Here is an 18938-nt window from a genome sequence, read left to right as displayed (position 1 = left end):
CCGGAGACTACTCCGAACGAACGGTCGTCAACGCCTCCCGGGCCTGTGCGTACGCGTTGAGGACCTCGCGCACCGGCGCCACGACATATTCCCTCGCCACCTCGGTGATCGAGGCGCGCAGTCGTTGCTCGGCCTTGACCCGGGCGCGGCGGGCGCCCCAGTTCACGATCGGCTTGAGCGCAAGCCAGAGCAACAGGCCGGCCACGACCCCGCCGAGCAGGAACAACGTGGGCAGCGGCACCGCACCGACCTTGGGGTAGTGCACCTCGGGGAGGCCGAGAACCCGCACCGCGTAACCGGCGAGCAGCCAGCCGATGCCGGCCACGGCCGCCGCGATCAGCAGCCACTGCAGCACACCGACACCGCGCCACCAGAGCGGCGTACGGCCGGCGCCAAGGTCAGTTTTCGCCACCGCCCGGTCGAGCGCGTCGGGCAGATCGTCGACACGGGAGCGGGCCGCGTTGGTCAGCGCCGGCGCCCAGACGGCCGGCAGCGGCGCGGCCGCTCGGGCGGCGACGGCGCGCACCGTGAGGCCGACCGCCGATTTCTGCGCGGCGTCCGCCTCGGGCACCGAGGTGCGCGGCACGATGTCGGTGGAGACCGCGTCGGTGGACGGCTTCTCGGCCAGGTGCAGCCGGCGCAGCGGGTCGGGCCGCAGGCGGCGCAGCCCGCGCACGATCGGCCAGCCGGTGGAGGCCGCGGCGCGGTGGCGGTACGACCCGGCGGTCGCGTCGGCGACCGCGCCCACCCCGGCCGAGGCGGCCAGCGCGTCGGACAGCTGCCGGACGGTGGCCCGGTCGACCTCGTCCTCGGCGGCCGGCGGTCCGATCATCACGGTCAGCGGCTCGCTCACGGCCTGCAGATCACCGGCGAGGCGGCGCAGCGCGGCCTGCCGGTCGGCGACCGTCTTTTCCAGGGTCTCGCGCAGCTCCTGCAGCATGCCGGGCTGCTTGGCCGAGGTGGCCAGGACCGGCGCGCTGGGGAGGCCGTCCTCCTCGAGCAGGCGGCGCAGGTCGGCCAGGACGACCTCGGTGTCGCCGGTGGACAGCCGGTCGGCCTGGTTGAGCACCACGATCGTGACGCCCGCGTGCTCCCGGAACTGGGAGAGATAGGCCTGGTGCAGGATCCGGTCGCCGTACTTCTGCGGGTCGACCACCCAGACCACCTGGTCGACGAGGCCGAGCAGCCGGTCGACCTCGAGGCGGTGGCTGCGCTCGATCGAGTCGAAGTCGGGCAGGTCGAGCAGGACCAGCCCGCGCAGGGCGGCCTCGTCGTCGCCGTCGAGGGCGCTTTCCCGGATGAACCTCTGCCGGGGCAGCACCCCGATCCAGTCGAGCAGCTGGTTGGCCGGCTCGAGCGGTCCCCAGACGCACGCGTGCGCGGCGCCCGTGGTCGGCCGGCGCACCCCGACCGGCGAGAGCTTCAGCCGGGCCAGCGCGTTGAACAGACTGGACTTGCCGCTGCCGGTGCTGCCCGCGAGCGCCACCACGGTGTGGTCGCGGGAGAGCGAGAGCCGGTTGCCGGCCCGCTCGACCAGCGTGTGCGCGGCGACCAGGTCGGCGTCCGGAAGGTACGGATCCACCAGGCGGAGGAACTTGGCCAGCGATTCCAGGCGCTGTACCAGTTCCTCGGCGTCCACCCGGCCGTCCACTCCGGTCAGAGCCCCACGCACCTTTTCAATCAAACTCATGTCGCGCTCCCCGTCAACGCGAGTTCGGCCCGGGCGTCCTCCACGTCGACCGCGGCGTGGCGCAGGCCGGCGGCGGGCTCCAGGTCGAGCCCGATCGCCGAGGTGCGGTCGGTGTACCGGGCCGCCTCGGCGTCGAGCAGCTCGCCGACCCGGAACAGCAGGTCCTCCCGGGCCCGGTTGGCCAGCCCGCGGATCGCCTGGTCGCCGAAGACGGCCTCGAGCACCTTCTGGGCGGCGACGGTGGTGCCGACGCCGGCCGCGACCTCCAGCCCCGTGGGGATGAAGGCGGTCGAGGTGAAGACGGCGATCATAACGGCCAGCCCGGCGCCGTTGACCGCGTAGGCCGCGCCCCGCGCCACCACTCTTTTCTCCGCGCTCTGCTCGCGCACCAGGCCGAGCACCCATTGCTGCCAGTCACGGACGAGCCGGTCGGCGCGCTGGGGCAGGTCGGCCGAGGCGCGCTGCAGGTCGGGAACGAGCAGCGCGGCGCCGGCCGGGTGCGCCTGCCAGGCCGAGTACGCCTGCTCGGCGGCGTCGGTCGCGACCCCGCGTAGGAGCGTGACCAACTGCGACTCGAGGGCGGTCTGCAGGTTGCGCCCGGGCAGCGGGCGGCCGGTGATCGCGGAGACGAACCGGTCGCGGAGCAGGCCCACCTTGTTCTCCAGGGTGCGCATGAACTCGCCGGTGCCGACGAATTCCTGCCAGCGGGCGAGGACCTCGCCGCGCAGCAGCCGGCCGTCGCGCAGCCCCTCGACCACGGTCTGCCGGGCGGTGCGGTAGGCGACGGTGACCCGCTCGTCGAGCGCGTGAGCGGCCACGGCCTGCTCCTCGGCGGCGTCGGCGAGGCCGGCGACCGCGGGGCCGAGGGCGGCGAGCGCGCCGTCCAGCGTCTGGCGCACCACGGCCGAGCGGGCGGTGGCGTCGGCCGCGAGCTGGCCGAACCAGTCGTGCAGCGGGCCGATCACGTCCTCGGCGATCAGGCCCTGGCCGTCCAGCGTCGTCTCGGGCAGCACGAACAGCGGGGCGGCGCCGAGGTTGCGCGCGGCCAGCATCTCCCGCAGGTGGGCGGTCACCTCGCCGGTGGCCTCGGCCGGTACGCGGTCGAGCACCAGCGCGATCACGGTGCCGCGCAGCCGGGCGGTGGTCAGCAGCTCCCACGGCACGTTGTCGGCGTACCGGGCGGCGGTGGTGACGAACAGCCAGAGGTCGGCCGCGGCCAGCAGCTGCGCGGCGAGCCGCCGGTTGCCCTCGACCACCGAGTCGATGTCGGGCGCGTCGAGGAACGCGAGCCCGGCGCCGAGACCGGGGGCCGAGACGATCTGGAGCGTACGGGGATCGGAGCTCGACTCGTGGGTGCGGACCAGACCCGGCAGCAACTGACCCTGGCGGAACCAGGCCTGGTCGGACGGGTTGCTGACCAGCACCGGCGAGCGGGTGGTCGGCCGCAGCACGCCGGCCGCGCTGACCGGCGCCCGCACCAGGCTGTTGACCAGGGTCGACTTGCCGGCGCCGGTGGAGCCGCCGACCACCACCAGCAGCGGGGCGTCCAGCCGGGCGAGACGCGGCAGCAGATAGTCGTCGAGCTGGGACACGAGCGCGGCGCCGACCCGGCGGGCCTCCTCGGCCGAGGGCATGACCAGGGGGTACGCGGTGCCACCGATCGCCGCACGCAGCCGGCTCAGGGCGGTGGCGAGGTGCCCGACCGCGGCCGGCGGTTCCGCGATCACCGGCACCAGGGCCGTTGTCGGGCGCTCGGCGATCGGCGTGATCGTCGTCTCATCGGGGGCCGTCGGCGGCTCGTCCGGCCCGCTCCCGGGAGCGGGTGAATTCTCGCTTACCGGCTGGTTATCGACGGGCTCGACGGGCTCCGCCGATAACTCGATCTTGGATTCCCGGTCACTCTCAGCGATCACGTCGTCGTCGGACGGCGACGGTTCGTCGTCAGGATCGAGATGTGGCTGACGGGACACGACGGCTTCCGTAGGATCAGAGTTGTTCCCGGCGTCGGTCGAAACCGTGCTCGTCAGGCCATTCTCGTCCGATCCGGCAGGCTCTTGCGTTGCGGCGTCCACGGCGGATAGGGCCGATGGACCGACCGCGTCACCGTGCGTCGTCACGGGTAAAGAGTGCCCGATCTATGCATGCAGGACAACAGGTGCCGGTATGCCGTGACCGGACAGGTATCTACCGAAGTGCTGGCGGCGGACGCCCTTGCGCCGAGTTGGCTCAACTTGGATTTGACGGTTGGCGGGCCCGTGGCATCATTGAGTCGGTTCCACTCAACCTTGGAATTGCCTGAATAGTCCTGGGCTCAGTAAGAAGCGAGGAACACCATGGCACGTGCGGTCGGCATCGACCTCGGCACCACGAACTCCTGCGTCAGCGTTCTGGAAGGAGGCGAGCCCACCGTCATCGCCAACGCGGAGGGCTCCCGGACGACCCCGTCCATCGTCGCCTTCGCCCGCAACGGTGAGGTGCTCGTCGGCGAGGTCGCCAAGCGCCAGGCGGTGACGAACCCCGACCGGACGATCCGCTCGGTCAAGCGGGAGATCGGCACCAACTGGTCGATCGACATCGACGGCAAGAAGTACACCCCGCAGGAGATCTCGGCGCGGGTGCTCATGAAGCTCAAGCGCGACTCCGAGGCGTACCTCGGCGAGCAGGTCACGGACGCGGTCATCACCGTCCCGGCCTACTTCAACGACGCGCAGCGCCAGGCCACCAAGGAGGCTGGCGAGATCGCGGGTCTGAACGTCCTGCGGATCGTGAACGAGCCCACCGCCGCGGCTCTCGCCTACGGCCTCGACAAGGGCTCGAAGGAGCAGACCGTCCTGGTCTTCGACCTCGGCGGCGGCACCTTCGACGTCTCGCTGCTCGAGCTCGGCGACGGCGTCATCGAGGTCAAGTCGACCTCCGGCGACAACCACCTGGGCGGCGACGACTGGGACCAGCGGATCATCGACCACCTGGTCAAGACCTTCCGCGGTGAGCACGGCATCGACCTGGGCGCCGACAAGATGGCCCTGCAGCGTCTGCGCGAGGCCGCGGAAAAGGCGAAGATCGAGCTGTCCGCCGCGACCACCACCAGCATCAACCTGCCGTACATCACGGCCGGCCCCGACGGCCCGCTGCACCTGGACATGTCGCTGTCCCGGGCCGAGTTCCAGCGCATGACGCAGGACCTGCTCGACCGCTGCAAGGGTCCGTTCGAGTCCGCGATCAAGGACGCCGACGTCAAGCTTTCCGACGTCGACCACGTCATCCTGGTCGGCGGCTCGACCCGTATGCCGGCCGTCGCCGACCTGGTCAAGAGCATGACCGGCAAGGAGCCCAACAAGGGCGTCAACCCCGACGAGGTCGTCGCCGTGGGCGCCGCGCTGCAGGCCGGCGTGCTCAAGGGCGAGGTCAAGGACGTCCTGCTGCTCGATGTCACCCCGCTGTCGCTGGGCATCGAGACCAAGGGCGGCATCATGCACAAGCTCGTCGAGCGGAACACGACGATCCCGGCGCACCGCTCCGAGGTCTACACCACCGCCGACGACAACCAGCCCTCCGTGCTCATCCAGGTCTTCCAGGGCGAGCGCGAGATGGCGGCGTACAACAAGAAGCTCGGCACCTTCGAGCTCAGCGGCATCGCGCCGGCTCCCCGCGGCGTCCCGCAGATCGAGGTCTCGTTCGACATCGACGCGAACGGCATCGTGCACGTGTCCGCCAAGGACCTGGGCACGGGCAAGGAGCAGAAGATGACGATCACCGGCGGCTCCGCGCTGCCGAAGGACGACATCGAGCGCATGATGCGCGACGCTCAGGACCACGCGGACGAGGACAAGAAGCGCCGCGAGGACGCGGAGACCCGCAACCTGGCCGAGCAGCTGCAGTGGCAGACCGAGAAGTTCCTGGCCGAGAGCGGCGACAAGCTGCCCGAGGAGAGCAAGTCCAAGATCGGCGAGGCGCTCGGCGAGCTGCGTGGCGCGCTCGGCGGCTCGGACATCGACAAGATCAAGGCGGCCCACGAGCACCTCTCGCAGGTCTCCCAGGAGGCCGGCTCGCTGCTCTACTCGCAGGGTGACGGCACGCAGGCCGCGACCGGCGGCGCCGACGGCACGCAGGAGGCGCCCGGTGGCGCTCCCGGTGGTGCGACCGGTGCCGGCCCCAACGCTGGTGGTGGCGACGACGTGGTCGACGCCGAGATCGTGGAGGACGACAAGAAGTGACTGCCGCGGACGACGAGAACGACGGTCAGGCGACCGAGCGGGTCGTCATCCGGGACCGCCGCAAGATAGACCCGAAGGGCGAGACTAAGGCGAAGGCCACCGCCGAGGTCAAGGAAAAGGCCTCGGGCGGTGCGCACCGCGCCGCTGAGCCGGAGGAGGGCGCCGTGGTCACCGACGACGCGGCCAAGCAGCCCGCCCTCGGCGCCGAGCTGGAGGCGTTGCGCGGCGAGCTCGACGAGCGCACGCACGACCTGCAGCGCATCACCGCCGAGTACGCCAACTACCGCAAGCGGGTCGACCGGGACCGGGCGGCCGCCGCCGAGCTCACCACGGGAGCGGTGCTGACCGCGCTGCTCCCGGTGCTCGACGACATCGACCGCGCCCGCGAGCACGGCGACCTGGTCGGGCCGTTCGCCTCGGTGGCGGAATCGCTCACCGCGGTGACCGGCAAGCTCGGGCTCACCGCCTTCGGCGAGAAGGGCGACCCGTTCGACCCCAACCGCCACGAGGCGGTCGCGCACCAGACGTCCGCCGACGTCACGGAGCCGACCTGTGTCGAGGTCATGCGCCGGGGCTACACCCTGGGCGAGCGGCTGCTGCGGCCCGCCCTGGTCGCGGTGGCCGACCCGGAGTGATCTCACAGGCCCGTCCCGCCCACCGCACTGTGGTGGGCGGGACTACCCCTAGGAGGAGGTGGACGAGATGAGCTCGAAGGACTGGCTCGAGAAGGACTTCTACGCCGTGCTGGGCGTGAACAAGTCCGCCTCAACCGACGAGATCAAGAAGGCGTACCGCAAGCTCGCCCGCGACCTGCATCCCGACCGCAACCCGGACAACCGGGAGGCCGAGGAGAAGTTCAAGGCCGCGTCCGAGGCGTACGACGTGCTCTCGGACGACAAGAAGCGCAAAGAGTACGACGAGATGCGCTCGCTGTTCGGCTCGGGCGCGTTCCGGCGCGGGGCGCGGTCGGGCACCGGCGGGCAGTTCGACCCGTCCGACCTGTTCGGCGGGTTCTCCAACGCGGGCGCCGCGGGCGGCGCGGGTGACCGGCGTTTCGGCGGCGCCGGCTTCTCCGACATCTTCAGCTCGATCTTCTCGGGTGGGGGTCCGGGTGGCGGCGCCGCCCGGCGCGGCCCCCGCCGCGGGCGCGACGTGGAGACCGAGGTGACTCTCGACTTCACCCAGGCGGTCCGCGGCACGACGCTGCCGCTGACGCTGCGATCGGCCGGCGAGTGCGACACCTGCCACGGCAGCGGCGCCAAGCCCGGCACCACGCCGCGTACCTGCCCGCATTGCCACGGCAGCGGCCTGATCTCGCGGAACCAGGGCTCGTTCAGCTTTTCTGAGCCGTGCCGCGAGTGCCAGGGCGCGGGGACGATCGTCGAGGAGAAATGCCCCGAGTGCCGCGGCACGGGCGGGGTCACCAAGACCCGCACGATCAACGTCCGCTTCCCGGCGGGCGTGGCCGACGGGCAGCGCATCCGGCTCACCGGCCGCGGCGAGCCCGGCGACCGGGGTGGCCCGGCCGGCGATCTGTACGTACAGGTCGCCGTACGGCCGGATGAATTGTTCGGGCGCAGCGGGGACGACCTCACGCTGACCCTGCCGATCAGCATCGCCGAGGCGGTGCTCGGCGCCGACCTGCGGGTGCCCACGCTGGACGGCCCGGTCACGATGCGGGTGCCGCCCGGCACGCCGAGCGGGCGCAAGCTGCGGGCCCGGGGCAAGGGCGTGGCCCGTAAGAGCGGGCCGCCCGGCGACCTGATCGTCACGGTCGACGTGCAGGTGCCGGACGGCGTCACGGGGGAAGCGCGGGACGCGCTGGAGCGCTTCGCGAAACTCACCCCGCCGGCCGGGCGGGAACGGCTCGAAGCGCGCGTGCGCAAGAGCGGTTAAACCGTGTTCGTAGAGGAGCGTGATCGGGAGGTGGCACATGTATGAAGAGATCAACATCTCGGTGGAGCAGGCCTCCGACGCGAAGATTCTGATCATTTCGGTGGCCGCGCGGATGGCCGGCATGCACCCACAGACCTTGCGCCAGTACGACCGGCTCGGGCTGGTTCAGCCCGGCCGAGCAGGGGGCGGCGGCCGTCGCTACAGCGAGCGTGACGTCGCCCTGCTGCGCGAGGTGCAGCGGCTGAGCCAGGAGGATGGCGTCAACCTGGCCGGCATCAAGCGGATCATCGGCCTCGAGCAGCTGGTCGGCGACCTCCAGCAGCGCCTGCACGAGCTGGAGTCCCGGCTCGAGGAGGCGTACACGCGGATAGCCCAGATGGAGAGCCCGTACTCGGGCCGCGACCTCGTCCGGCAGGAGCGTCCGTCCACGGCGCTCGTGGTCTGGCGCCCCCGCCGAGCCGCCGACAAGTAACGCCTTCGAAAGAGCCCTCGCACGTCGAGGGCTCTTTTCTTTGTGATCCGCCGAACGTGTTCGCGACGAACGTGTTCGTGTAGCCTGGACCTCGGGCGAAGCGCCGAACGGCGGCCCCCAAGACGGAGGAGCACGGTGATGATCACGATTGTCGGAGCGGGACTGGGCGGGCTGACCCTGGCCAAGGTGCTCGAGCGGCACGGGGTGGAGGCGGCCGTCTACGACCTCGACGTGTCGCCGCACGCCCGGCATCAGGGCGGCATGCTCGACATGCACAAGGAGTCGGGGCAGATGGCACTGCGGGCCGCCGGGCTGTTCGAGTCCTTCGAGCGGCACGTGCTCGAAGGAGGGGACGCCACGCGTGTTCTCGACAAGCAGGCAACCGTGCTGCTCGACCGGGCCGGCAACGGCGAGCGGCCCGAGATCGAGCGTGGGGTGCTGCGTGATCTGCTGCTTCACTCGCTGCCCGAGGGGATCGTGCGGTGGGGCTCGCGGGTCGTCGGGGTGCGGCCGGTCGACGGCGGGCACGAGCTGACCTTCGAGGACGGGCGTCGCGAGGTGACCGAGCTGCTCGTGGGGGCCGACGGGGCCTGGTCACGGGTCCGGCCGCTGCTCTCCGCCGACCAGCCTGGCTACCTGGGACTGTCGTTCGTCGAGATCCGGATCCCGGACGCGGTGGCGCGGTACCCGCATCTCGCCGAGGTCTGTGGGAACGGCATGCTCTTCGCTCTCGACGACGAGCGGGGCATCCTGGCGCACCGCGAGCCGGGCGACGAGATCTGCGCCTACGTCGCGCTGAAGAAGCCGGCCGACTGGGCGACGGGAGAAATCAGCCGGGACGAGCTGGCCGGGTATTTCGCGGATTGGCACCCCGACCTGCGCGCGATCGTCGCCGAGAGCGAGGGCGCGCTGGTGCCGCGGCCGATCTATGCCCTGCCGGTCGGGCATCGGTGGGCGCGGAAGCCCGGGGTGACGCTGATCGGTGACGCCGCCCATCTGATGTCGCCGTTCGCCGGCGAGGGCGCCAACCTGGCGATGCAGGACGGCGCGGAACTGGCGCAGGCGATCATCGAGCACCCCGGGGACGTCGAGGCGGCGCTGGGCATCTATGAGGCGGCGATGTTCCCGCGGGCCCGGGCCGCGGCCGCGGACTCGACGGCGAACCTCGTCGAGCTGTTCAAGCCGAACGGCGCGCGGCGGCTCGCCGACCTGTTCCAGTCCTTCGCGGCCGGCTGATCACCGGTCCCGCCGAGCGCGGCGGGGTGGGGCTGGTGGGTCAGCGGCGGAACATGCCCAGGCGGCGGGGGTGGCGGACCAGGCCGCCCTCGATCCAGTCGGAGTAGTCGAAGATCTCGGGGCGGCTCATCAGGACCCGGCAGTTGTGTGCCCAGATGGACATCGGCTCGTCGCCGACCTCCTCGGCGCGTTCCACGTACTTCTTGAGGCGGCGTTTGCGCTGGTTGGTGGCGTTTTGGCGGACACCGTCGGCGGCGTAGATGTACATGCAGTGCTGCGCGAAGCGGCGCGCGGGGCATTGCCTGTCCATCGCCAGTTCGAAGAGGGTGGGCGCCAGGACGTCGCCGGCGATCAGAAGATCCCAGTCGGGGGGCATCGCGTCCAACGGGACGGACTCCGGGTGGTAGGCCCAGCCCTGCAGCTCCTCCGGCCGAGGATCGACCGGGTTCGCAAACCCATAGAAAGTCGACTCACGCACTGCCACGCCGCCGCCCCGCCGTAAAGTCCGGATAACACACACTTGTCGAGGCCGAACGCTAGCGCGCCGAAAGGTTATTTCGGAAGTGCTGGAGGGTCACAATCGGATACTGGTCAGTAGCATTGAGCAGTCTTGCCGGTTGCCACCTCATTCACCTGCGGGAAGAGGGTTGGCGGGCGGTCGGCGGACGGCCATCCTGCGCCGGACAATCTTCTTGAACCACTGGTAATCGGGCACGCGCGCGACGAGCGGCCCCGCGACCACGGTGATCAATACGTAGGCGGTCGCGAGCGGCGCGAGTCGCGGCTCGACGCCGGAGGCCACCGCGAGGCCGGCGATCACCACCGAGAACTCGCCGCGCGGCACCAGCGCCACGCCCGCGCGCATCCGGCCGGGCAGGGCGATGGCCGCGCGCCGGGCCGCGAGATAGCCGGTGAGCACCTTGGTCGACATGGTCAGAACGGCCAGGCCGAGCGCCGGCAGCAGCACCGGCGGCATGTCGGCGGGGTCGGTGGAGAGGCCGAAGAACACGAAGAAAACCGCGGCGAACAGGTCACGCAGCGGCGACAGCATCTCGGTGGCGTGGTGGGCCACCGGTCCGGAGAGCGCGATGCCGACCAGGAAGGCGCCGACCGCGGCCGAGACCTTGAGCTCGGCGGCCACCCCGGCCACGAACAGGGTCAGGCCGAGCACGCTGAGCAGGAGCGCCTCGCCGTCCTGCACCGAGATGAACTTGCTGATCGTGCTGCCGTAGCGGATCGCCACCACGAGGACCGCGATCACCGTGACCACCGCGACCGCGAGGGCCTTGGCCCCGCCGGCCAGGCCCACCCCGGCCAGCACCGCGGTGACGAGCGGTAGATAGAAGGCCATCGCGAGGTCCTCGATGACCAGCACCGAGAGGATCACCGGAGTCTCCCGGTTGCCGAGGCGGCCCAGGTCGGCGAGCACCTTGGCGATCACTCCCGACGAGGAGACCCAGGTGATGCCGGCCAGCACGAGGGCGGCCCGCCAGTCCCAGCCGAGCAGGAACGCGAAGCCGGCCCCGGGCAGCGTGTTGAGCAGCGCGTCGATCACCCCGGCCGGGGCGGCCGCGCGCAGGTTGCCGACCAGCTCGGCCGCCGAGTACTCCAGGCCGAGCATGACCAGCAGCAGGATCACGCCGATCTCGGCGCCGACCTGGATGAACTCCTCGCTCGCGGAGAGCGGGACGATCCCGCCGTGGCCGAATGCGAGGCCGGCGAGCAGGTAGAGCGGGATGGGTGAGAGTCCGACCGTACGACCCAGCCGGCCCAGCATGCCGAGCGCGAAGAGCAGCGCGCCGACCTCGATCAGGAGAGTCGTCGTACTGTGCACGCGCCCTACCTAGTCGTCGGTGTCGCCGGCCAGGATGGCGGTCACGCCGTCCAGGCCCTCGCGGGTGCCGACGGTGACGACCACATCGTTGGCCTCGAAGACGAACGACGGGCCGGGCGAGGCGATCACCTCGCGGTCGCGCAGCACGGCCACGATCGACGCGCTCGTACGGGTGCGGGCGCGGGTGTCGCCCAGGCGGCGGCCCACGAACGGCGAGCCGGCCGGCAGCGCGATCTGCTCGGTGAGCAGGCCCGCGGCCTGCTGGCGCAGGCCGGCGAGCTGGCCGAGCATCAGCGACGCGCCGAGAACGTTGGCGAGCGCCTCGGCCTCGCCGTCGGTGAGCGGGATGGACGCGAGACACGAGTCGGGGTCGTCCACGTCGTAGAGGACGAGGTCGCGGCGGCCGTTGCGGTGCGAGACCACGCCGACCGTGCGGCCCGAGGAGGTGACCAGGTCATGCCGGACCCCGATCCCCGGCAGCGGAGTCTGTTCCACCCGTACGCGCACGCCTGCCACCGTACTGGACGATTCGCGAGGCACCCTTCCACTATGGGTGTTATGCCCGAGTTATGCGGGAGAAATCGCGGGCTCCCGGTGGACGAGCCGCGGCGCGGTGCGCACCCGGCCGCTGGCGATCAGCAGGAGCAGGCCGATCACGCAGAGGCCCAGGTTGAAGGCGTACGCGAGGCGGAAGTCGAAGTGCTGCGCCAGGCCGAACAGCGGTGCGGCCACGACCTGGCCGATCGGGAACGTGTTCGTGACCATGGTGGTGGCCCGGCCGGGATGCGCGGGCATCAGGTCCTGGACGTACGAGATGCTCAGCGCGCCCACGGTCGAGATGACCATGGCTTGGAGCAGCTGCGCGGCGGCCAGCATCCAGACGTGCGTCGCCGAGGCCGCGACCGCGTGGTAGGCGACCGCACAGACCACGCCCACGTAGATCAGCCGGCGGACCGGGATGCGGGTGGTCAGCGCGCCGAGCACCAGCATCATCGGGATCTCCAGCGCGGCGCAGATGCCCAGGATCAGGCCGGCCTGACCGATCGTGCCGCCGAGATCGTTCTGGACGAACAGGGACATGGCCTGGACGTTCAGCGTGGAGGCGGTGGTGACGAGGGTGAAGCTCGCGATGATCAGGAAGAGCGCGACCGGGTTGGCCACGCGACCGTGCGACTCCACCTCGGCCGTGGCCGTGACCGGGCCGGGGACCTTCGGCAGCAACAGCACGACCAGCAGCGCGCCGAGCAGGTAGAGGGCGCCGGCCAGCCCGTAGGTCCAGCCGAATCCGTGCGCGGCCAGGATCAGCGCGGCCAGCGGGGGACCACCGACCCAGGCGGCGGAGAAGAGGGTGCGGAGCGCGCTGATGCCGAAAGCGGCGCGAGCCGGATCCTTTCGCTGGAGGACCTGCCGGGCGTACGCGAAGCTCTGGGGAAAGAGTGACCCGGCGATCGCGGTGAGCGTGACGGTGACCGCAAGGACCGCCCAGTAGTTTCTGAGTACGGCCGTGAGGCCGGTTCCGGCTGCACCGGCCAGCGCTGCCGTGATGAGCAGCTGCCGGCGGATCGGACGGCGATCGGAGACGCGGCCGATCAGCGAGGACACCGCAACGCCGGCGAGCGGCGTGACGATCAGGAAGGCCGTGGTGCGGACCGGACCGGCGTGCACGCCCTCGGTGAGGAAGAGCGCGAGGTACGGCCCGACGAAGGAGGTTGCCAGGCCAACCACGATGAAGACGAGGGAGAGAGGGACAAGCCGGCGGGTCAGGGGTGGTACGGCCATGATTCGTTACGTTACGGCGGAACGGGGGGCCGACCGGAAGTGTTGGTGTCGACCGTCACGGTGGTTTGAGGGGTGACGTTGTCGAGGTGGTCCTAGGCTCTTAGAGTTGAGTGGAACTCGCTCAAGTCTTCCGATCAGGGGAGCAGATGAACGCCGAACGTTTGACCACCAAGAGCCGCGACGTCATCACGGGCGCGGTCGCCGACGCGGGCCGTCGCGGGCACGCCACCGTCGAACCGTGGCACCTGCTGCTCTCGCTGCTCGATACCGGCGGCTCCACCGCGCCGGCGCTGCTGCGAGCCGTCGGCGCCAACCCGGCCGACGTCCGGCGGGCCGCGGTGCGCGCCATCGAGCAGATCCCCTCGGCCCGCGGCGCCAGCACCGCCGAGCCTTCGTTGTCTCGTGAGTTCGTCAACGCCATCGGCGAGGCCGAGCTCATCGCCCAGCCGCTCGGCGACGAGTACGTGTCGACCGAGCACCTGCTGGCCGGCCTGGCCCGGGTCGGCGGGGCGGTCGGCCGTCAGCTCAAGGGCGTCGGCGCCACCGAGGAATCGCTGGTCGCGGCGTTTCCCCAGGTGCGCGGCGGCGAGCGCCGGGTCACCACCGCCGACGGCGAGCAGACCTACCAGGCGCTGGAGAAGTACAGCGTCGACCTCACCGCCCAGGCCCGCGACGGCAAGATCGACCCGGTGATCGGCCGGGATTCCGAGATCCGCCGGGTCATCCAGGTGCTCTCCCGCCGTACCAAGAACAACCCGGTGCTGATCGGCGAGCCCGGCGTCGGCAAGACCGCGATCGTCGAGGGCCTCGCCCAGCGGATCGTGGCCGGCGACGTGCCCGAGACCCTGCGCGACAAGAAGCTGGTCTCGCTCGACCTGGGCGCCATGGTGGCAGGCGCGCAGTACCGCGGCCAGTTCGAGGAGCGGCTGAAGAGCGTCCTCGACGAGATCCGCGGCTCGAACGGGCAGGTCGTCACGTTCCTCGACGAGCTGCACACCGTGGTCGGCGCCGGCAAGGGCGAGGGCTCGATGGACGCCGGCAACATGCTCAAGCCGATGCTGGCCCGCGGCGAGCTGCGGATGGTCGGCGCCACGACGCTCGACGAGTACCGCGAGCACATCGAGAAGGACCCGGCTCTCGAGCGGCGCTTCCAGCCGGTCGTGGTCGGCGAGCCGACGGTCGAGGACACGATCGGCATCCTGCGCGGCCTCAAGGGGCGGTACGAAGCGCACCACCGGGTGCAGATCACCGATGCGGCGCTGGTCGCGGCCGCCTCGTTGTCCGACCGGTACATCAGCGACCGGTTCCTGCCGGACAAGGCGATCGACCTGATCGACGAGGCCGCCTCCCGGCTCCGCATGGAGATCGACTCCCGGCCGGTCGAGCTCGACCAGCTGCAGCGCACGGTCGACCGGATGCGCGTCGAGAAGCTCGCGCTGGAGAAGGAGACCGACCCGGCCTCCCGCGACCGGCTGGCTCGGCTCGAGCGCGACCTGGCCGACCGCGAGGAGGAGCTCACCGCACTCAACGCCCGGTGGGAACGGGAGCGCGGCGGCCTCAACCGGGTCGGCGAGCTCAAGAAGCGACTCGACTCGTCCCGCGCCGAGCTCGAACGGGCGCAGCGCGATGCCGAGTGGGAGAAGGCGTCCCGGCTTCAGTACCAGGAGATCCCGGCCCTGGAGCAGGAGCTGGCGTCCGCCGCCGCGGCCGACGAGGAGGAGAAGGTCGAGCCTCCGATGGTCAAGGAGGAGGTCGGCGCCGACGACATCGCCGAGGTCATCTCCTCGTGGACCGGCATCCCGGCCGGCCGGATGATGGAGGGCGAGACAACCAAGCTGCTGCGCATGGACGAGGTCCTCCAGTCCAAGGTCATCGGCCAGCGGGAAGCGGTGGCCGCGGTGGCCGGCGCCGTCCGCCGGGCGCGGGCCGGCATCGCCGACCCCGACCGGCCCACCGGCAGCTTCCTGTTCCTCGGCCCGACCGGCGTGGGCAAGACCGAGCTGGCCAAGGCGCTGGCCGGGTTCCTCTTCGACGACGAGCGGGCCATGGTCCGCATCGACATGAGCGAGTACGGCGAGAAGCACTCCGTCGCGCGGCTCTTGGGCGCCCCTCCGGGGTATGTCGGCTACGAGGAGGGCGGGCAGCTGACCGAGGCGGTGCGGCGTCGGCCGTACAGCGTGGTGCTGCTCGACGAGGTCGAGAAGGCCCATCCGGACGTCTTCGACGTGCTGCTGCAGGTGCTCGACGACGGGCGGCTCACCGACGGGCAGGGCCGCACGGTCGACTTCCGCAACGCGATCTTGGTGTTGACGTCAAACCTGGGCTCTCAGGCGGCGGACTTCACGATGGGCGACGAGGAGCGGCGGGACGAGGTGCTCGCGGTGGTGCGGGCGCACTTCAAGCCGGAGTTCCTCAACCGGCTCGACGACATCGTCGTGTTCCACGCGCTCACCAAGGAAGATCTGTCGGCGATCGTGGACATCCAGATCGGGCGGCTGCGCGCCCGCCTGGCCGACCGCCGGTTGCGGCTCGAGGTCACGCCGGCCGCGATCGACTGGCTGGGCGAGCACGGGTACGACCCGATCTACGGCGCCCGGCCGCTGCGGCGGCTCGTGCAGTCGGCGATCGGGGACTCGCTGGCCAAGGCGCTGCTCGCGGGCGAGATCCGGGACGGCGACACCGTGATCGTCGATCATGGTGGGGCCAAGGAGGGTCTTTCGGTTTCGCGAGGCTGACGTCTGTCGCAAAGTGGCCCCCGGGGATGTTCCCCGGGGGCCACTTACCTTTGCTTACTTCTCGCGGCGGCGGTAAGCCTCCGTCATGAGTACGTCGGTGACGATGTGCTCGCCCTCCGCCGACCAGATCCGGATGCCGTCGCGGTGCAGTTGATACCGGACGTCTTTGAATCGGGTCCGGGTGTCGTCATGGTGAACGACGGTCAGGGTGTCTGCGTGGGGCATGGGACTCACCGGTCCTTAACAGGTCTGGGGCGGCCGCGGTGTGGTCACGCGGCCGGCCTAATGGGTTTGGCGCCCGGATGCGGTCTGCCTCGGCCCCGGCGATCAGGTGGCGGAGCGGGCGACTCGCGCGGGCAGGGGGCGCTGCCGGAGGTCTCTGCTGCTCAGCGGGCGCCACGATGGGACAGTCTAGGGCGCTCGATCGCGCCGTGTCGCCCCCCGAACCGGCGACCAATTTCCGGATATTTCAGCCATCGTCGGCAGATGTTGCCATAGCGGGACGACGCGCGCAGCGCGGTCGCGAATGTGGCCAAACCTCGATACCGTGAGTGGATCAAGAATGGGGGAAACGTGACCGTTCCGAGCTATTCGGCGCCCGGGTATCCAGCGCCCGCCTCAAGGTCGCGGCCGACGATCGTGACGGTCGCTTCCTACCTGCTCTACCTGGTGGCTGCACTCGAGGTGATCAACGCGATCCTCGTCTTCGCCACGCTGGGCAAAGTCAAAGACGCCCTCAACGACCTGTACGCGAACACTTCGCTGAACAACGACGGCGGCACCATCGTCTCGGTCGCCTACTCGGTCGGCGCCGTGATCAACCTGCTGCTCGCGGCCGGTTTCGTGGTGCTGGGCCTGCTCAACGCCCGCGGCAAGAACCCGTCCCGCATCATCACCTGGGTGGTGGGTGGCATCTCGCTCTGCTGCGTCGGCGCCGGGCTGGGCGGCAACGCCATCGCCGGCTCGCTGGACGACTCCTCCACCCGTACCGCGGGCGCGCCCACCCAGGCCGAGATCCAGGCCCGGCTGAGCGACGCGTACCCGTCCTGGTATCAGTCGGTGAGCGTCACGATCACGGTGATCACCCTGATCGCGATCCTGACGACGATCATCCTGCTGGCGCTGCCGGCGTCGAACGCGTTCTTCCGCAAGCCGGCGGCGGGCTGGGAGGGGTCGGTGGCCTACCCGGGCTACCCGGCGCCCGGTCAGCCGGTGTATCCGCCGCAGCAGTCGCCGTATCCGCCGCCGCAGCAGCAGCAGCCGGGGTATCCGGCTTACGGGCAGCCCAGCCCGTACGGGCAGCAGGGCCAGCCCGGGCAGCCCGCGCCTGGTCTGCCGTCGTATCCCGGTCAGCCGCCTGGTCCTCAGCCTCCGGCTCCCCAGACCTCCGCTCCTCCGGCTTACGGCCCTCCGGCTTCCGCTCCTCCGCCGGGGGCTGGGCTGCCGCCCTACCCGGGCCAGGATGCCGAGCCGACCACGAACCTGTCGGCCGGGGAGCCCACCACCAACCTGTCGGCGGGGGAGCAGGCGAACGACCCGACCACCTACCTGGGGCCGCCGCCGTCGGGCCTGCCGACCTACCCGGCGCAGCAGCAGACGCCGCCGCCCTCGTCCAGTCCGTCCACCACCCCGCCGCCTTCGGAGGAGAAGCCGCCTTCCGACCAGGCCTGACCTGCTCGCTTCGACGCCCCGCCGCGCCCGTCACGGGTGAGGCGGGGCGTCTCGCTGTCCGCGGAGGTTCCGTTCGCGATCGACGGCGGGCGGGGCGAGATGGGGTGGGTTCCCCCGCGATCAGGGAGCGGCGCGGGTAGGTTCGGGCGCAACAGATCACCTTTGGGGGTCGTCGATGTCGTACCCAACGCTGCCGCCGGCTACCGCACCGGCCATCGCGCCGACCGCGCCCGCCGGGCGGCCGCCAGTCGTGTCGCTGGCCGCCGTCCTGCTCTGGGTCATGGCGGCGGTCGGACTGGTCTACGCGATCGTGACGATCGCGGTCGTGCCCAGCACGGTCAGCCGCTTCCGGGATGCCACGGACGGGGCGGCCGGCCGGTTCGAGCAGCTCTGGGGCGGCACCGATCCGAACGATTACGTCGTGGTCGTCTGGCTCGGCGCGGCGGTGGCGCTCGCGCTCGGGGTGATTCTGTTCGCGCTCTACCTGGTGCTCGGCATCGCGCTGCGCCGCGGCAGCAATACGGCCCGGATCACGACCCTGGTCATCTGCGCCGTCGGCGCTCTCGCGGGCGTGGGCACCCTCCTCACGGTGGCCGCCGAGCGCGGCGGTGACGCCACGGCCGGTTCCGTGGGGGAGCTGCTCTCCCAGGCCTATCCCGGCGGATGGCTGGGCGTGAACGTCACTCTTGCCGCCGCCCAGATCGTCGCGTACGCCCTGGTGGCCGTCCTCATCCTCGCCGCGCCCAAGGTGTTCTTCCGCCGGCCCGCGTCCCCGGAGGCCGCGCCCATCGGCCACCTGCCGCGGTACGGCGCTCCCTATTCGGGCGGGTACCCGGCCTCACCGGGCTATGGGCAGGCACCCGGCTACCCGTCGTCCGCGCCGCCGGCCCCGGTTCCGGCCTCCGCGCCACCCGCTGCGCCGTCCGCCCCTGGCCCTTACGGTCCTCCGCCGGCCCAACCGCCCGTTCCGGGCGCGCCGGGCGCCTATGGTCCGCCGCCCTCCTATGGCCCGTGGGCGATGCCGCCGGCCCATGGGTACTACGGCCCTCAGCCTGGTGCCTACGGCCCCGGAGGCGCCCCGGCAGGCCCCGGCCCCGGCTATCCGGGTGCCCCGGGTTATCCGCCCGGCCCGGGTGGCTACCCGGCCGGCCCCACCGGGCCCGGGTATCCAGTCGCGCCGGCGGCCGGTCACGATGTCGCCTCGGAGTGGGCACGACCGCCCGCGCCCGCTCCGGCACAACAGGTCGAGTCCGCCCCGGCACCGCAGGCCGAGTCCGCCGCGGCACCGCAGGCCGAGTCCGCAGCGGCGCTGCAGTCCGGGTCCGCCGCGACCCTGCAGTCCGGGTCCGCCGCGATCCCGCAGGCCGGGTCCGCCGCGGCCCTGCAGTCCGGGTCCGCCGCGATCCCGCAG

14 protein-coding genes and 1 pseudogene are annotated in these 18938 nt (G+C 71.4%); 8 read left to right on the top strand and 7 right to left on the bottom strand.

Going from position 1 to position 18938, the window contains the following annotated elements:
- Positions 1 to 7 precede the first annotated feature (7 nt).
- A complete protein-coding gene (locus A3CQ_RS0143945; RefSeq protein WP_051115533.1) occupies positions 8 to 1690 on the bottom strand; it encodes a GTPase in 1683 nt (560 codons plus the stop codon).
- Positions 1687 to 3660: a GTPase domain-containing protein gene (locus A3CQ_RS0143940; RefSeq protein WP_020517344.1), complete on the bottom strand. Its 1974-nt coding sequence runs from the start codon at positions 3658 to 3660 to the stop codon at positions 1687 to 1689. The genes A3CQ_RS0143945 and A3CQ_RS0143940 overlap by 4 nt, the downstream gene beginning before the upstream one ends.
- Before the next feature lie 363 nt (positions 3661 to 4023).
- Between A3CQ_RS0143940 and dnaK the strand changes: the two genes are divergently transcribed.
- From dnaK to A3CQ_RS0143915, 5 genes are all read left to right on the top strand, one after another.
- A complete protein-coding gene (gene dnaK, locus A3CQ_RS0143935) occupies positions 4024 to 5904 on the top strand; it encodes a molecular chaperone DnaK (RefSeq protein ID WP_020517343.1) in 1881 nt (626 codons plus the stop codon).
- A complete protein-coding gene (gene grpE / locus A3CQ_RS0143930) occupies positions 5901 to 6539 on the top strand; it encodes a nucleotide exchange factor GrpE (RefSeq protein ID WP_020517342.1) in 639 nt (212 codons plus the stop codon). Before dnaK ends, grpE begins: the two co-directional genes overlap by 4 nt.
- A gap of 67 nt (positions 6540 to 6606) precedes the next feature.
- On the top strand, positions 6607 to 7800 hold the full coding sequence (dnaJ, locus tag A3CQ_RS0143925) for a molecular chaperone DnaJ (RefSeq protein ID WP_026206865.1): 1194 nt from the start codon (positions 6607 to 6609) through the stop codon (positions 7798 to 7800).
- Positions 7801 to 7837: 37 nt separating this feature from the next.
- Positions 7838 to 8272 (top strand): heat shock protein transcriptional repressor HspR, encoded by a 435-nt coding sequence (locus tag A3CQ_RS0143920; RefSeq protein ID WP_020517340.1) that lies wholly within the window; start codon positions 7838 to 7840, stop codon positions 8270 to 8272.
- Positions 8273 to 8410: 138 nt separating this feature from the next.
- Positions 8411 to 9508, top strand: a complete 1098-nt coding sequence (locus A3CQ_RS0143915) for an FAD-dependent oxidoreductase (RefSeq protein ID WP_020517339.1) — start codon at positions 8411 to 8413, stop codon at positions 9506 to 9508.
- A gap of 40 nt (positions 9509 to 9548) precedes the next feature.
- Here the strand turns inward: A3CQ_RS0143915 and A3CQ_RS0143910 are convergent, their stop codons facing one another.
- The 4 genes from A3CQ_RS0143910 to A3CQ_RS0143895 all read right to left on the bottom strand — a co-directional run bounded on the left by A3CQ_RS0143910 (position 9549) and on the right by A3CQ_RS0143895 (position 13121).
- Positions 9549 to 9992 (bottom strand): hypothetical protein, encoded by a 444-nt coding sequence (locus tag A3CQ_RS0143910; RefSeq protein WP_026206864.1) that lies wholly within the window; start codon positions 9990 to 9992, stop codon positions 9549 to 9551.
- Between the two features lie 141 nt (positions 9993 to 10133).
- A complete protein-coding gene (locus A3CQ_RS0143905) occupies positions 10134 to 11342 on the bottom strand; it encodes a cation:proton antiporter (RefSeq protein WP_020517337.1) in 1209 nt (402 codons plus the stop codon).
- A 9-nt stretch (positions 11343 to 11351) separates the two neighbouring features.
- Complete coding sequence (locus A3CQ_RS0143900) at positions 11352 to 11849, bottom strand: cation:proton antiporter regulatory subunit (protein ID WP_026206863.1); 498 nt, start codon at positions 11847 to 11849, stop codon at positions 11352 to 11354.
- 60 nt (positions 11850 to 11909) lie between these two features.
- Positions 11910 to 13121 (bottom strand): sugar efflux transporter, encoded by a 1212-nt coding sequence (locus A3CQ_RS0143895; protein ID WP_020517335.1) that lies wholly within the window; start codon positions 13119 to 13121, stop codon positions 11910 to 11912.
- A 146-nt stretch (positions 13122 to 13267) separates the two neighbouring features.
- Here A3CQ_RS0143895 and clpB point away from each other — a divergent pair, with 146 nt between their 5' ends.
- Positions 13268 to 15856, top strand: a complete 2589-nt coding sequence (gene clpB / locus A3CQ_RS0143890) for an ATP-dependent chaperone ClpB (protein ID WP_020517334.1) — start codon at positions 13268 to 13270, stop codon at positions 15854 to 15856.
- A gap of 54 nt (positions 15857 to 15910) precedes the next feature.
- Here clpB and A3CQ_RS61890 read toward each other — a convergent pair whose 3' ends face one another.
- Positions 15911 to 16081: a hypothetical protein gene (locus tag A3CQ_RS61890; protein WP_020517333.1), complete on the bottom strand. Its 171-nt coding sequence runs from the start codon at positions 16079 to 16081 to the stop codon at positions 15911 to 15913.
- A 414-nt stretch (positions 16082 to 16495) separates the two neighbouring features.
- Here A3CQ_RS61890 and A3CQ_RS56180 point away from each other — a divergent pair, with 414 nt between their 5' ends.
- Both A3CQ_RS56180 and A3CQ_RS63845 read left to right on the top strand, forming a co-directional pair.
- Positions 16496 to 17527 (top strand): hypothetical protein, encoded by a 1032-nt coding sequence (locus A3CQ_RS56180; RefSeq protein ID WP_020517332.1) that lies wholly within the window; start codon positions 16496 to 16498, stop codon positions 17525 to 17527.
- 175 nt (positions 17528 to 17702) lie between these two features.
- Positions 17703 to 18938: pseudogene (locus A3CQ_RS63845) on the top strand (hypothetical protein); the annotation flags it as partial.

This window comes from Paractinoplanes globisporus DSM 43857 (assembly GCF_000379645.1).
GTDB lineage: Bacteria > Actinomycetota > Actinomycetes > Mycobacteriales > Micromonosporaceae > Actinoplanes > Actinoplanes globisporus.
This window is presented reverse-complemented; position numbering and strand designations above follow the sequence as displayed.

Bases quoted from the DNA above. Each gene is read 5' to 3' on its own strand.
- A3CQ_RS0143945 (WP_051115533.1), bottom strand. From the start codon at position 1,690: ATGAGTTTGATTGAAAAGGTGCGTGGGGCTCTGACCGGAGTGGACGGC.
- dnaK (WP_020517343.1), top strand. From the start codon at position 4,024: ATGGCACGTGCGGTCGGCATCGACCTCGGCACCACGAACTCCTGCGTC.
- dnaJ (WP_026206865.1), top strand. From the start codon at position 6,607: ATGAGCTCGAAGGACTGGCTCGAGAAGGACTTCTACGCCGTGCTGGGC.
- A3CQ_RS0143920 (WP_020517340.1), top strand. From the start codon at position 7,838: ATGTATGAAGAGATCAACATCTCGGTGGAGCAGGCCTCCGACGCGAAG.
- A3CQ_RS0143915 (WP_020517339.1), top strand. From the start codon at position 8,411: ATGATCACGATTGTCGGAGCGGGACTGGGCGGGCTGACCCTGGCCAAG.
- A3CQ_RS0143895 (WP_020517335.1), bottom strand. From the start codon at position 13,121: ATGGCCGTACCACCCCTGACCCGCCGGCTTGTCCCTCTCTCCCTCGTC.
- clpB (WP_020517334.1), top strand. From the start codon at position 13,268: ATGAACGCCGAACGTTTGACCACCAAGAGCCGCGACGTCATCACGGGC.
- A3CQ_RS61890 (WP_020517333.1), bottom strand. From the start codon at position 16,081: ATGCCCCACGCAGACACCCTGACCGTCGTTCACCATGACGACACCCGG.